At 64.2% G+C, this 12284-nt stretch carries 15 protein-coding genes and 1 tRNA gene; 6 read left to right on the top strand and 10 right to left on the bottom strand.

All coding sequences use genetic code 11. The features are described 5' to 3' along the window. Nucleotides 1-308: 308 nt before the first annotated feature. The 3 genes from cpdR to NLM33_RS22180 all read left to right on the top strand — a co-directional run bounded on the left by cpdR (nt 309) and on the right by NLM33_RS22180 (nt 1434). Nucleotides 309-668, top strand: a complete 360-nt coding sequence (gene cpdR, locus NLM33_RS22190) for a cell cycle two-component system response regulator CpdR (protein ID WP_254105854.1) — start codon at nt 309-311, stop codon at nt 666-668. A 77-nt stretch (nt 669-745) separates the two neighbouring features. Next, a tRNA-Val gene (locus NLM33_RS22185) sits at nt 746-820 on the top strand. Between the two features lie 149 nt (nt 821-969). Then, nucleotides 970-1434, top strand: coding sequence for an L-2-amino-thiazoline-4-carboxylic acid hydrolase (locus NLM33_RS22180; protein ID WP_254098708.1), 465 nt, complete (start codon nt 970-972; stop codon nt 1432-1434). A gap of 4 nt (nt 1435-1438) precedes the next feature. On the opposite strand, the gene NLM33_RS22175 is transcribed toward NLM33_RS22180, so the two are convergent. Then, nucleotides 1439-1624: a hypothetical protein gene (locus tag NLM33_RS22175; protein ID WP_254098706.1), complete on the bottom strand. Its 186-nt coding sequence runs from the start codon at nt 1622-1624 to the stop codon at nt 1439-1441. 191 nt (nt 1625-1815) lie between these two features. Here NLM33_RS22175 and NLM33_RS22170 point away from each other — a divergent pair, with 191 nt between their 5' ends. After that, the gene (locus NLM33_RS22170) at nt 1816-2058 is read left to right on the top strand and encodes a hypothetical protein (protein WP_254098704.1); all 243 of its coding nucleotides are present in this window, start codon (nt 1816-1818) and stop codon (nt 2056-2058) included. A gap of 43 nt (nt 2059-2101) precedes the next feature. Here NLM33_RS22170 and NLM33_RS22165 read toward each other — a convergent pair whose 3' ends face one another. The 3 genes from NLM33_RS22165 to NLM33_RS22155 form a co-directional block, all read right to left on the bottom strand. Next, nucleotides 2102-2767 carry an HAD hydrolase-like protein gene (locus tag NLM33_RS22165; protein ID WP_254098702.1) on the bottom strand — a complete coding sequence of 222 codons (666 nt, stop codon included), beginning with the start codon at nt 2765-2767 and terminating at the stop codon, nt 2102-2104. A 37-nt stretch (nt 2768-2804) separates the two neighbouring features. Continuing rightward, nucleotides 2805-3398: a DUF1349 domain-containing protein gene (locus NLM33_RS22160; protein ID WP_254098700.1), complete on the bottom strand. Its 594-nt coding sequence runs from the start codon at nt 3396-3398 to the stop codon at nt 2805-2807. A 116-nt stretch (nt 3399-3514) separates the two neighbouring features. Next, on the bottom strand, nt 3515-4606 hold the full coding sequence (locus NLM33_RS22155) for an enolase C-terminal domain-like protein (RefSeq protein WP_254098698.1): 1092 nt from the start codon (nt 4604-4606) through the stop codon (nt 3515-3517). A gap of 190 nt (nt 4607-4796) precedes the next feature. Here NLM33_RS22155 and NLM33_RS22150 point away from each other — a divergent pair, with 190 nt between their 5' ends. Continuing rightward, entirely contained in the window at nt 4797-6359 is a 1563-nt protein-coding gene (locus NLM33_RS22150) for an adenylate/guanylate cyclase domain-containing protein (RefSeq protein ID WP_254098696.1), read from the top strand. Between the two features lie 6 nt (nt 6360-6365). Here NLM33_RS22150 and NLM33_RS22145 read toward each other — a convergent pair whose 3' ends face one another. The 4 genes from NLM33_RS22145 to NLM33_RS22130 all read right to left on the bottom strand — a co-directional run bounded on the left by NLM33_RS22145 (nt 6366) and on the right by NLM33_RS22130 (nt 9668). After that, the gene (locus NLM33_RS22145; RefSeq protein WP_254105853.1) at nt 6366-7589 is read right to left on the bottom strand and encodes an ABC transporter substrate-binding protein; all 1224 of its coding nucleotides are present in this window, start codon (nt 7587-7589) and stop codon (nt 6366-6368) included. Nucleotides 7590-7737: 148 nt separating this feature from the next. Then, nucleotides 7738-8667, bottom strand: coding sequence for an alpha/beta hydrolase (locus NLM33_RS22140; protein ID WP_254098694.1), 930 nt, complete (start codon nt 8665-8667; stop codon nt 7738-7740). A 100-nt stretch (nt 8668-8767) separates the two neighbouring features. Further along, nucleotides 8768-9256 carry a hypothetical protein gene (locus NLM33_RS22135; RefSeq protein WP_254098692.1) on the bottom strand — a complete coding sequence of 163 codons (489 nt, stop codon included), beginning with the start codon at nt 9254-9256 and terminating at the stop codon, nt 8768-8770. Between the two features lies 1 nt (nt 9257). After that, nucleotides 9258-9668: a DUF3606 domain-containing protein gene (locus tag NLM33_RS22130; protein WP_254098690.1), complete on the bottom strand. Its 411-nt coding sequence runs from the start codon at nt 9666-9668 to the stop codon at nt 9258-9260. Between the two features lie 174 nt (nt 9669-9842). On the opposite strand from NLM33_RS22130, the gene NLM33_RS22125 reads away from it, so the two are divergent. After that, nucleotides 9843-9989 carry a hypothetical protein gene (locus tag NLM33_RS22125; RefSeq protein ID WP_254098688.1) on the top strand — a complete coding sequence of 49 codons (147 nt, stop codon included), beginning with the start codon at nt 9843-9845 and terminating at the stop codon, nt 9987-9989. 6 nt (nt 9990-9995) lie between these two features. Here the strand turns inward: NLM33_RS22125 and NLM33_RS22120 are convergent, their stop codons facing one another. Together NLM33_RS22120 and NLM33_RS22115 are read right to left on the bottom strand one after the other, a co-directional pair. Then, complete coding sequence (locus NLM33_RS22120) at nt 9996-11582, bottom strand: ATP-binding protein (protein WP_254098686.1); 1587 nt, start codon at nt 11580-11582, stop codon at nt 9996-9998. Continuing rightward, the gene (locus NLM33_RS22115; protein WP_254098684.1) at nt 11579-12283 is read right to left on the bottom strand and encodes a response regulator transcription factor; all 705 of its coding nucleotides are present in this window, start codon (nt 12281-12283) and stop codon (nt 11579-11581) included. Before NLM33_RS22115 ends, NLM33_RS22120 begins: the two co-directional genes overlap by 4 nt. Nucleotide 12284 lies beyond the last annotated feature (1 nt).

The following is a 12284-nucleotide window of genomic DNA, read 5'->3' as shown; positions in this document are numbered from 1 at the left end:
CAGTTTCGTCCCTCTATGTCCGCGACAATCCGGATTGGACTCGAACAGGCCGGCAAAGCGAGGCTCTTATGTGCGGTCATTGTCAGGAATCGCAACCATTCTGCCAAGTGAAAAGTACGGGTGCGTCGCTGGAACGTGTCTTAACCGTGCAGGCATCGCGGATGCAGGGCTCGATTGATTCGTGCCGCATTCCGGTTCACAAAAGGTGCGCCGCACGGGGGGCGAGGGTGCATCTTTCACCCGAAATTTACCCTCTGTCGGGCTTAGTGAACACTACCGTAGCTCCCGGGGATTCGACGTTTCCTGCCATGCCAAAAATCCTGCTCGCCGAAGACGACAACGACATGCGCCGCTTCCTGGTCAAGGCGCTGGAAAACGCCGGCTTTCAGGTCTCCTCCCACGACAACGGCATGTCGGCCTATCAGCGGCTGCGGGAAGAGCCGTTCGAGATGCTGCTGACCGACATCGTGATGCCGGAGATGGACGGCATTGAGCTCGCCCGCCGGGCCTCGGAACTCGACCCCGACATCAAGATCATGTTCATCACCGGCTTCGCCGCCGTGGCCCTGAACTCGGATTCTGAGGCCCCCAAGAACGCCAAGGTCCTGTCCAAACCGGTCCATTTGCGGGAATTGGTGAGCGAAGTGAACAAGATGCTGGCGGCCTAAGAAGGCGCGCCTTCCGTCCTTGCGCGGGCTCTCCTGAGCCGTTATAGGGACCGCACCCGATTTTCTTTGGACCTCTAGGGCACGTAGCTCAGCGGGAGAGCACTACCTTGACATGGTAGGGGTCACAGGTTCGATCCCTGTCGTGCCCACCATCCTTCGCTCGCGAAGCGAGAGAAGGATGCCGCGCCGAAGCCCAAAGGGCGCCGGCGGGCTTTTGTCCGCGAGCTACAGCGGCAAGCCATTATGTCTTCGCCGTAGCGGCTTGGCGTCGCGCAGGCAAGCCAACGGACGCGAGGCCGCCATGAGCGTTTCCGTCATTGAGCAGGCGAAAATCCAGGCTCAGGTTCTGATCCCCCTCGTGAGGGCGCTCCAGGCGGAACTGGGCGAGGCGCGTGCGAACGCGCTGGTGCGCCAGACGCTCGGCGATCTCTACCGCCGCTACGGCGAGCAGTTCTGGCGGGCGAAGAACGAGCCGGACCTCGGCAAGGCCGTGTCGTCCGCCTTTGGGGCCTACGCCCGCGACGATGCGCTCGAGCTCGAAATCATCGAGCAGTCACACGATGCGTTCGCCTTCGACGTGACGCGATGCGCCTATGCGGAGTTCTACCAGGCGCTCGGTGAGCCCGAGCTCGGCTTCCTCATCGTCTGCACTGCCGACTTTGCGACCGCGGAAGGGTTCGGCCCCGACATCAGCCTCACGCGCACGCAGACCATCATGCAGGGCGCCGGTCATTGCGACTTCCGCTACCGGCGAACGCGCGGGTAGCGGACTAGCTGGCCGACGTCACCTCGTCCGTCCGGTGCCTGATCGGGATGTTCTGCTCCACAGCTTTTGCGAGTACAGTGCCGGTCGTGCGGCCAAGCTCCTTTGCAATCATCGTCACCGGCATGGTGCCAGCGAGCGACTTAAGTTTCTTGATGTCTTCCTCGTTCCACGACTTCTTCCAGCTCGGCATCGTCCCCAATCCCGCTCATGACTGCTCCCCCGACTCGCCCGTACACATTATGGTAGAAGGTGATATGGAATGCACCTGATGTAGTTGCGCGGGGTGTTCGTCCGATGACACAGGGTGTTCCGTCAGTGGGCGACGGTCTGGCACAAACTGCACTTGTCATTGTTTCGACGATGCGCGTCGGCGAGCGATCAATGAAGACGACATGTGTTGCGATGGCGATGCTGGCGCTGATCGCGTCGGGCGCCGAGGCGCGGATCATCGACTGGCAGGCCGAGCTTGGGCGCTGCCGCGCGCTGCGCGAGAACATCGCGCCGCTGCTGCTGGCCGGCGAGGGGACGTCGGGCGTTGCGCGCTCAGGCCGAGCCGCTCGCCGCTGCATGTGGATCGAGCGAATGGCGGCCCGCAAGGGAATCACGGGGGCGGATACGCGGTAGCGCTTGGCTATGATGCCTGCTTCCGGCGGCGCTGCGAACCGAGCTATCCGTTCAGCATCGACAAGACCATGCGCGCGAGATCAGAGGTCCGCTCCACCAACTGGTCGGCGCCAGCCGCTTCAAGCTCGTCTCGGCTGCCATATCCCCAAAGCACGCCAAGACAGCGCATATCGACCGCGCGAGCCCCGACGATGTCATGCCGGCGATCCCCGACCATCAGACTGTGCGAAGCATGGATATCCTGTTCAGACAGGATATGGGCGAGCAGTTGAGGCTTATGATCCAGCGTGCCGCCGGGCACCGAGCCGTAGATGGCGTCGAAATACATTACCAGTTTCAGGTTCTCCAGGATGCGCCGGGCAAAGACTTCGCGCTTCGATGTAGCGAGGTAGAGCCGCAATCCGGCTTGCCGTATGTCTTGGAGCGCGCCGCAGATACCGGGGTAAGGCTCGCTTCCGAGCAGACCGCTTTCGCCGTAGTGCTGACGATAGGCCGCCACGGCTTCATCGATCCGGTCGTCTCCGCGCGCCCTGAGCAAAGCCTGCAACATCTCTTCGAGCGGAGGCCCGATGGCGCGCTTGATGTCGAGCGCTTCGCCGGGGTCGTGTCCGAGCGCTCGCAGAGTAGCCACGCAGCTTGCGAAAATGCCTGGCTGCGAATCGACCAGCGTTCCGTCGAGATCCAGGAGTACGCAGCGGGCTGTGGTCATACTTTGAAATCCTGCTCCCGGCACGATGGGCCGGCCCTCAGCTGAGATCGTGGAGATCCTTGCCGAGCGGCGGTATCAGCTGGAAGGCCAAGAAAGCGACCTCCATCCCGGCCCGCTCGGGCGTGCAGGCCATCGGTCCCACCAGGTAGGAGTTGGCCCTGGGAAATGGCGCCAGGCGCATCAGTGGCCAAAGCTTGCCATCGGCCGAAACCTGGAGGCGAAGGACGCCGTTCACGACGGTTGCGCGCAGGCGAAAGTCACGGGCATCCTGCTCATAGGGCGCTGTCGCCCAATCGGATCGGCCGTCGGTCAGCACGCTCGCAAGCATTGCGCGTCCGTCTGAAAACTCGATGCCGGCCTTGATCCAATGCTCCGCGTCGATGCGCACCATGATGCCCGCCTGATCGTAGAGTGCCTGGAAGTCGCCCCGCACACGCAACTCGGCAGTGAACGCCTCGCCGGTGGGGAAGCCCAGGAAATGCCCGCTGTCGCGGTTGAAGCCGTAGTGGGTTTGCCGCCAGAAATCGGTAGCGTTGTCAGTGACGATCTGGAGGCTGTCGCCCTGCGCAGTCCATCGTTCCGGCTCATTCAGCCAGACACCATCGCTTCTGCGAAAGATTGGATCGCCCATGTTGGACCTCGATTGGCAGCGATAGCCGATTTCGCAGGCGCAAGTCAGAGCACAGCATTGGTAAATTGCGGCTTGAAGAGGGCAGCAGAGCCGCCGGGACGTTTACCCTACAACGACTAGCTGACGAGATATCTGGCAACCGCCGCCTCATCCCATTGAATGCCGTTGCCGGGCTCCTCGCTCGGCAGCGCAAAGCCGTCCTTGATGGTTAGCCGCGTCGCCAGCACGGCGTCGGCCCAGTCGACATATTCCAGCCAATGCGCCGTCGGCGTGACGCAGAGAAGATGTGCGCTCACCTCAGAGAACAGGTGTGTCGACATCTCGATGCCGGCGGCATGCGCAAGCGAGGCGGCGCGCAGCCAGCCGGTGACGCCGCCGATCCGCTGCACGTCGGGCATCACGAAGTCGCAGGCTTCGGCGGAAAGTGCGGATTGCATCGAAAAGGCGCTATCGAAATTCTCGCCGATCTGGACCGGGGTGCGGAGCGCGTCCGCAATGCGGGCACAGCCGGCATAGTCGTCATGGCGGATCGGCTCCTCGATCCAGAGCAAGCCTTCGTCGTCGAGCATTTCGCCGCGACGGATCGCTTCCGCCACCGTGAGCGCCTGGTTGTAGTCGCACATCAGCGTCACCTGGTCGCCGACCGCCTTGCGCACCGCGCGCACGACGTTGAGATCCTCCCGCGCATTGGGGCGACCGACGCGGATCTTTGCGGCGTGAAAGCCTTCGGCGAGCAGTTTTTGCGCCTCGTCCACGGCCGCACCCACCGGCATGATGCCGAGTCCCTTGGAATTGTAGGCGCGCAACGGCTTTGGTGCGCCGCCGAGCAGGCGCGCGAGCGGCAGGCCCTTGGCGCGCGCCAGCGCGTCCCACGCCGCCATGTCGATGCCGGATTGCGCCAGGCGTTGCAAGCCGGCGAGCCCGAGCAGCGTGAAGCGCTGGGTCAGCTTGCGCTCGATCTCGAACGGCAGCAGCTCGTCGCCTGCGAGCAGGTCTGACATTTCCGTGACCATCGCCGTCAGTGGCTTCAAGGCGGCCGGCGTGATCGAGAACAGATAGGCGTGGCCCCGCGCGCCCTGGTCGGTCTCGCAGTCGATCAGCACCAGGGGCGCTCTGGCGACTGCGCCAGTCGAGGTCTGGAGCGGCAGGTTCATCGGCACGATCACGGGGCGCGCGACCAGGCGCTTGATACGGATGGTCTCGGTCATGGGCACTGGCTCCGGATCAATCAATGCAGGTTGATGCCGATCTTAAACATTCGTCATGAAACGAAAAGGCGCCTGCCGCGACCACCATAAAATGGGGTTGCGCCGGCCTGCGTTTACGGGCTCTGTGCCGCCGCATCTTGCGTCGCGGAGGCGGATATCGCGACAAGAACGCACACAACGGAGCCATAGAGTGAAACAAGCGATCTCCGAAGAGCAACGCAAGAACGGTATCTTGACCGGCGTGGTGATCGCCTTCCTCTTGCTTGCGCTGCCGCTCGCGGTGTGGCTCGACCTGACCGAGCTCAGCAAGGCGGCGCTGCGCCGGCAGGCTGCCGACCTCAATTCGGTGATCACGAGCGTGCGCAGCTACTACGCCACCAACGTGGTCGGGCGGATCCTCGCCAATCCCAACGGCAGCACCAAAGTGGTGCACAATTACGAATCCGTGCCGGGTGCGATCCCGATCCCCGCGACATTGTCGCTCGAGCTCGGGCGCGTGATCGGCGCCCAGCAGGAGAACATCACCTACCGCTTCGTCTCCGACTTCCCGTTCCAGAATCGCGCCCCGCACCAGCTCGACAAGTTCGAGAAGGATGCGCTGGAGGCCCTGCGCGCCGACCCCGAGAAGAAGATCGTCGAGACCGAAACCTCGCTTTTCAACGACAAGGTCCGTCTGGTCGCGCCGGTGACGATGGGGCCGGCCTGCGTGAGCTGCCACAACAGCCATCCCGAAAGCCCGAAGAAGGACTGGAAGGTTGGCGACGTCAGGGGCATCCAGGAGGTGATCATCGCGCAGCCGATCGCCGCGAACATCTTCTCGTTCAAATTCCTGCTCGCCTATCTCTTCATCGCGGCGGGCAGCGGGCTCTCCTTCCTTTCAATGCAGCGCCGTCAGGCCAACCGCATCAAGTCGATGAACAAGGAGCTCGAATCCGCCAACGACTTCCTCGCCTCGCTCTCGATGAAGATCTCGCGCTACATCCCGCCGCAGGTCTACAAGAGCATCTTCAGCGGGCAGAAGGACGTCACCATCCACACCGAGCGCAAGAAGCTCACCATCTTCTTTTCCGACATCCAGAATTTCACCGCGACCGCCGAGCGGCTCCAGCCGGAACTTCTGACCCAGCTCCTCAACGAATATTTCACCGAGATGTCGGCGATTGCGCATGAACATGGCGGCACCATCGACAAGTTCATCGGCGATGCCATGCTGATCTTCTTCGGCGATCCCGAGACCAAGGGCGACCGCGCCGACGCACAAGCTTGCCTGCGGATGGCCTGGCGCATGCAGCAGCGCCTCGCCGAGCTCAATTCCAAATGGCGCGCCTCCGGCATCGAGCAGCCCTTCAAGTCGCGCATGGGCATCAATTCCGGCTATTGCAACGTCGGCAATTTCGGCAGCAGCGACCGCATGGACTACACGATCATCGGCGCCGAGGCGAACCTCGCCGCGCGCCTGCAATCGATCGCCGAGCCCGGTGGCATCGTGCTGAGCTACGAGACCTTCGCATTGGTCAGCGACGTCGTCACCGCGCATGCGCTGCCGGCGATCACCATGAAGGGCATCAGCCGCGAGGTCATTCCCTATTCGGTCGATGCGCTGAGCGACGGGGGAGCAGCAAAGAGCGGGATCATCACCGAGCGCGTTCCGGGCCTGGAGCTCTATCTCGATCCGTCGGTCGTGAAATCGGGCGATGCCGCGCGGGTGCGCTCGCTCCTGGAGAACGCGCTGGCTTCACTCAAGCCCGCGTGAGGCCGGTCAGCGTTTCCGGCCTTCGGTGAACGCGGTCTCGATCACGTCGCCGAACGACTGCCAGGTGCGGCCGTCGAACTGCTCGAGCCGCATCTGCTTGATCGGCAGATAATTGTCCGGCCGCGTGTTCATCTTGATGCCGGGCAGCGCGACCGAAGGCTGAAAGTCCCGGAGCGAGGAGGCCTGCTGCATCACGTTCTCGCGGGACAGGTCGTCACCGCATTGCTTCAGCACCTGCGTGAGTGCTTCCGCCGCCGCATAGCCAAAGAGCGCGGCGCTGTTGTTCTGGCTTTCCGGGTGGTTGTACTTGTCCATGAAGGCGAGCCAGTCCTTCATGCCGGGGTCGTCCTTCCAGGCTGGGTCGCTCGGGTCCTTCAGGAATGCCGCCGAGATCACGCCGGCCGAATTTTCGATTCCTGCCGGGATCAGCGCATTGGCGATCGAGGCCGCAGCATCATTCAGGATGAATACCGGATGCCAGTTGAAGCCGGCTGCCATCTTGATCACCCGGGCCGCGGTGCTCGGCACGCCGGCAAAGACGAACACCTCGGCGCCGGACTGCTTCAGGACGGAGACGTGGGTGTCGAGATGCTCGTCGGCAATGTCGAAGGCGATATCGACGACGACGAAGCGGTTGAGGTCGCCCAAGCCTTCCTCGATACCCTTGAACAGATCGCGCCCGAACTGGTCGTTCTGCCAGAGCACGACGATCTTGCGCCTGGGATAATAGGCCTGGATGTAGTTGGCGTAGATGCGCCCTTCCGCCTTGTAGGAGGGCTGCCAGCCCATCGTCCAGGGAAACGCCCGCGGCCGGCTCATCTCCTCGTCGCCGGATGCGACGAAGAGCTGGGGGATCTTCCGCTCGTTGAGATACCAGCGCGTGGCGAGATTGCCGGGCGTGCCGAACGAGCCGAACATCAACAGTACCTCGTCCTTCTCGACCAGTCCCCGCGTCAGCTCCAGCGCGGTCGCAGGATCGGAATTGTCGTCGCGCGTGATGAAGCGGACCTTGCGGCCGTTGATCCCGCCGCGCTCGTTGATCATGTCGAAATAGGCGGCCTCCGCCTTGCCAATCGCGCCGAATTCCGAGAGCGGCCCCGAATACGGCATGACGTTGCCGATGCGAATCTCGGAAACGGTCGCCGGGTCTTCCGCGCGCTCCTGCGACATGGCGCCCAGCGAGGCGACGGCGACCATCAACGCGAACAGCATCCTGCCGGTCACACGCATGTTCGACACCTTGATCTTGGACCGCTTCGTGGAGGTCGGCGCAATCGGCATCAAGAGCGCTTGATCTAGGTCAAGGATTTGTCTTTCCTGTGTCCCGTGCGCTGTCCACCCAAGCGGCAGCCGTGCTGACGCGTCGAAAGCCGGCCGGCTACGGCAATCCGCGCGCCTCGAGCTGGCGGACCAGCAGTAGCGTCGGCTCGGCGAGGCTGTCGGCGGAGCCGTCGAGTCCGAACACGGAGGCAATGCCGTCGCGGGTGTGCAGGATGGTCGTGCGCGGGCAGTGGCCGGCGCCGCAAAGCGCCTGCTTCAGCGCTTCGCCCTGCGTCACCAGCCCTGCGGGATCAGCCGCGGCCCAGGCCAGCACGATCGGTTCCTCGACCTGGAGGATGCCGGGGAAAGCGGAGCGCTTGTCGTATTGGGCCGCGTCGGAGCCGAAATAGGCCTTCTCGGTGTCGCTCGCGTCCTTGCCCGCACGATAAATGCCGGAGATCAGTACGACGCCGGCAACGTCGGTGTCGGTGCCCTGCAGCTCCGGATGCGCCAGCAGGCTCGCGACGTGGAAGGCGCCGGCGGCATAGCCAACCGCGACGATCTCGCGGGCATCTCCGTTGAAGAGGTCGACGTTCTGGTGGATCCAGGACAGGGCGGCCGCGACGTCGCGCGCGCCGGACGGCCAAGGCGCCGCCGGTGCAAGGCGGTAGTTCACGCGCACGCCGATCATGCCGTTGCGCGCGGCAAAGCACATCGCCTCATCCTGGAACTCGCGCGCCGTGCCGGGTGCGGCGCTGTCGCCAGTGAAGCTGTCGCCGGCCACGAACAGCAGGATCGGCTGCGGCGTTGCCGCCTTGGTCTCGCTGGCTGCGACGTCAAGGACGTTTTGCGCGCTGTCGCCATAGCGCAGGCCCCTCGAGAACGCGACCTGATCGCACAGCCGCGCCGTGCCTCCGGCGGACGTATCGGTGTCGGTGAGGCCTTTGCGCATCAGATCGGACGGCGGTTGCGGCCGGGCGGGAAACAGCCCGTGCGCGGAGGCGGTCGTAATGGTCAGCAAAAGGAAGAATGCGAGATAGTTTTTCATTGTTATGTGCCGTGCTGAGCGCTCAAGCGCCGGCTCGCGTTCCGGCTTGGCCCATCAAGGAGCCTTATTGATTGCCGTTGGGGCGATTTGACGGCGCGCTCTAATTCCCCGGCTGGAACGTGCAACTCGCGCCGCTGCCGTCCTTCTGGCGGATGGCGTTCGGATCGATCGTGCAGCTCAGCTTCGACAGGCTCTCGAAGTTCGATCCCGCAGCGCCGTCCGCCGGCACGCCGGCGAGCGCCTCGGTGGCATAAATCTCGTTGGCCGTGGAGCCGTTCACGGTCTTGACCTTCTTGCCGAAGGTCACCTCGCAGTTGCGCACGGTAATGTCGACGTTGCCGGTGCGGCAAACGATCCGGTCGGCCGTCACGGCGATCGGCTTCTTGTAGGGAATGTCGCTGTTGGCCGCGAACAGCATCGCGATCGCCTTCTTCTCGCCGGAGGCCAGGATGGGCGATAGCGGCGCGACGACGCCGGCGAGCGCCAGCGCTGTCGAGCCCGAGATCGTCGAGGCGGTATCGGCGGCCTGCGCGACCGTTGCGCCGCCCAACGCGAGCGACGCCGCAAGGATCAGCTTCCCAAGCTTCATCTCAGGCCGCCTTCCTGCGCTTGGACGCCTTCTTCGCAGCTCTTCTTTTCTTGACCGCCTTCTTCTTCGCGGCTTTCTGGCCGGCGAGATAGGCCTCGACCTTTTTCGAAGAATGGCCGGCTGCAGCCACTGCCGCCTTCAGCCTGGCGGGCGTGATCTTGAACTTCTTGGACCAGTAGCGGACCTCGTAGGGCTCGCTGAGCGCGATCCGCATCTTGTCGCCGGCGCGGTGCTTCTGGAGCTTGATGTAGGCCTCGACCTTCTTGGCGGAGTGGCCGACCTTCTTGACGGCGTATTTCAGCTTGGCCGGCGTGACCTTGAACTTCTTCGACCAGTAGGCGACCTCGTAGCGCTCGCCGAGCGCGATCAGGGCGCGATCGGCCCCGCCCCGTTTGGACTTGTTGTCGGCCATGCGTCCCTCCTGCCGCGGAATGCGCCTGCGCAGTCTAGCACGCAACCGACGCTAGGAAAGCAGTCCTGATACGCGCGGCCACCGTGCGCGTGCGGCTCCTCGCACTTCCGTGATGGAACCAAATCGCCCCTCGCGCGACTTAATGAGACAAGCACAAAAACGTGCGAGGCTGTCATGGCAGAGCATTGGAAGCACACCGCCGATCCGAACGAGATCATGCGGGCGACCGGTCATCCTGAGCTGGAATATGCCGCGGGCTGGACTATCGCGGGCCTGGTCACGCTCGGCACCATCGTCGCCGCCTGGGTGTTCGCGATCTGAGGCGGCTTAAGCCGCCGGAAACTGCAGCTCGAAGGCCGCACCTTCGTCGGTCGGCTTCAGCTCGATCGAGCCGCCATGGCTCGCCATCACCGCGCGCGCAATCGCTAGCCCCATTCCGGTACCGCCCGACTCCCGCCGAGTGGTGAAGAAGGCATCGAAGATCCTCTCGCGGTTCGGCGCCGAGATCGGCTCGCCGTCATTGCTCACCGTCAGCCGCACCGTGGTGCGCTCGTCGACTGCCTCCAGCCTGATATGTCTGGCGCAATGCCGCATCGCATTATCGGCGAGGTGCGACAGCACGATCAGTGCCTTCTCGCCGGACATCCCGATTGGCCGGTCGAGGCTCCCGCTGGCCGTGATGGTGCCGGCCGGAAAACGGCTTTTGAGGTCGCCGATGACGGGTGCCAGCTCGGTGCGCTCGTTCTGCGGCAGGCTTTCGGCCCGCGCCAGCTCTCGCAGCCGCTGCGCCATAGCCTCCAGCCGCTCGGCATCGGAGAGGATGTTGGCGACGAACGTCTTCTGCTCTGCCGGCGTCAGGCTGTCGGGCTTGCCTTGCAGCGAATCCTGCAACAGCTCGGCCGCGCCCTTGATCGAGGTCAGCGGTGATTTCAGCTCGTGGGTCAGGTGCGCCGAGAACGTCGCGATGTAGTCCGATCGCCGCGCGAGCTGCTCGGCCATGCCGAGGAAGCTGTGCGAGAGCTGGGCGAATTCGCGTGTCCCGTAATGTTTCAGCGGTCGGAATGCCTCGCGGTCGCCGCGGCCGATCCGGGCCGCGCGGTCGATCAGCTCGCGCATCGGCAGCGTGATGGTCCGGGAGAACACGAGGCCGATCGCGATCGTGCCGAGGACGACGGCGAACCCCGCCAGGATGAACTTGCCGCGCTCCTGGTAGAGATGGTCAAAAATGTTGCTCGGCGTGCGCGTTGCATAGACCACACCGGCGACATGGTTGTTGACGACGACCGGCATTGCCGAGAACACATGCACGCCCAGGCCCCGGCTGAAGGAATAGATCGGCGGCGGCGGCTTGTCCGGCACGCGGTTGCGCAGCGTGGCGCGGTATTGCCCGCGCAGCGCCTCTGTGACTTCTTCGATATGGGCGAGCGACTGCCCGACCTCCTGGCGGCCCGCAATCACCACGCCGTTGGGATCGAGGATCCGAAAGCCGGCGAGCGTCACCTTCTGGGTTTCGCGGATGACCGGCATCAGCTTTGCCCCAATCTCGACATAGGCCTGATCCGCCGGCCGCGTCGCAGGCATCGCGTCAGGTCGCCGCCGCAACAGATCATTGGCGGTCAGGTCGAGCGCCGGGCGGATCGGCGTGAACTGGTCGCCGGGATCGGGCAGCACGCCGGGCGCGACCTCGGGGCCGAGCGCGATGCCGTCGTCGAGCCGTGCCAAAACCTCCTGCGCGTAGATCGTCGCGATCACCCGGCTCTGCGCGATCAGCTCGGCCTGGGTCTGGCGGATGAGCTGGTTGTCGTAAAGGCGGAAGAAGAACAGCCCGACCAGCGGCAGCACGGCGACCGTGGCCAGCACCGCAAAGATCACGAGCCCGAGCGAGGGCCGCCATTTGTCGGGCGCGGCGCTCATGCCTCTTTCTCGCAGCGCCCGAGCTTGAAGCCGACGCCGTGAATGGTCTCGATCACGCTGTCGCAGCTCTGCGCCGCGAGCTTGGCGCGGATGTTGCGGATGTGGCTGTCGATGGTGCGGTCGGAGACCTGGATGTTGAGCTGATAGGCCGCCCGCATCAATTGCTCTCGGTTGAAGACCGAGGTCGGCCGCGTCAGGAACGCACGCAAGATGCCGAACTCGATCGCGGTCAGCTTGAGCGGCACGCCCGCAAAGGATGCGACATGCTGCTCGGGATCGACCAGGAGGCCGCCTTGCGAGAGTGCGGCCGAACCTGTCTTGGCGTCGCCGTTGCGCGGGCCGAGTCGTCGCAGGATGACATTGACACGCGCAACCAGCTCGCGCGGGCTGAACGGCTTCGTCACATAGTCATCGCCGCCGATCTCGAGCCCGAGCACGCGGTCGATCTCCTCGTCGCGCGCCGACAGGAACAGGATCGGCACGTCGGAGGATTTGCGCACTTCGCGGCAGACCTCGAGCCCGTCGAATTCCGGCATGCCGATGTCGAGCACGATCAGGTCGGGCCCGTCGGCGGCAAAGCGGCTGAGCGCCTCCTTGCCGTCGCGTGCCTCGATCACGTCCATGCCGGCCTTCTTCAGCGCCACGCGGATGACTTCGCGGATGTGGCCTTCGTCGTCGACGATGAGAATGCGATGCGCCAAA

The sequence above is a fragment of the Bradyrhizobium sp. CCGUVB1N3 genome (assembly GCF_024199925.1).
Taxonomy (GTDB): domain Bacteria; phylum Pseudomonadota; class Alphaproteobacteria; order Rhizobiales; family Xanthobacteraceae; genus Bradyrhizobium.
This window is presented reverse-complemented; position numbering and strand designations above follow the sequence as displayed.

Excerpts from the sequence above, each read along its gene's own strand:
- NLM33_RS22120 (WP_254098686.1), bottom strand. The coding sequence starts at position 11,582 with ATGAGCGCCGCGCCCGACAAATGGCGGCCCTCGCTCGGGCTCGTGATC.
- NLM33_RS22180 (WP_254098708.1), top strand. The coding sequence starts at position 970 with ATGAGCGTTTCCGTCATTGAGCAGGCGAAAATCCAGGCTCAGGTTCTG.
- NLM33_RS22160 (WP_254098700.1), bottom strand. The coding sequence starts at position 3,398 with ATGGGCGATCCAATCTTTCGCAGAAGCGATGGTGTCTGGCTGAATGAG.
- NLM33_RS22165 (WP_254098702.1), bottom strand. The coding sequence starts at position 2,767 with ATGACCACAGCCCGCTGCGTACTCCTGGATCTCGACGGAACGCTGGTC.
- NLM33_RS22125 (WP_254098688.1), top strand. The coding sequence starts at position 9,843 with ATGGCAGAGCATTGGAAGCACACCGCCGATCCGAACGAGATCATGCGG.
- NLM33_RS22135 (WP_254098692.1), bottom strand. The coding sequence starts at position 9,256 with ATGAAGCTTGGGAAGCTGATCCTTGCGGCGTCGCTCGCGTTGGGCGGC.
- NLM33_RS22130 (WP_254098690.1), bottom strand. The coding sequence starts at position 9,668 with ATGGCCGACAACAAGTCCAAACGGGGCGGGGCCGATCGCGCCCTGATC.
- NLM33_RS22155 (WP_254098698.1), bottom strand. The coding sequence starts at position 4,606 with ATGACCGAGACCATCCGTATCAAGCGCCTGGTCGCGCGCCCCGTGATC.
- NLM33_RS22145 (WP_254105853.1), bottom strand. The coding sequence starts at position 7,589 with ATGCGTGTGACCGGCAGGATGCTGTTCGCGTTGATGGTCGCCGTCGCC.
- cpdR (WP_254105854.1), top strand. The coding sequence starts at position 309 with ATGCCAAAAATCCTGCTCGCCGAAGACGACAACGACATGCGCCGCTTC.
- NLM33_RS22175 (WP_254098706.1), bottom strand. The coding sequence starts at position 1,624 with ATGCCGAGCTGGAAGAAGTCGTGGAACGAGGAAGACATCAAGAAACTT.
- NLM33_RS22170 (WP_254098704.1), top strand. The coding sequence starts at position 1,816 with ATGAAGACGACATGTGTTGCGATGGCGATGCTGGCGCTGATCGCGTCG.
- NLM33_RS22140 (WP_254098694.1), bottom strand. The coding sequence starts at position 8,667 with ATGAAAAACTATCTCGCATTCTTCCTTTTGCTGACCATTACGACCGCC.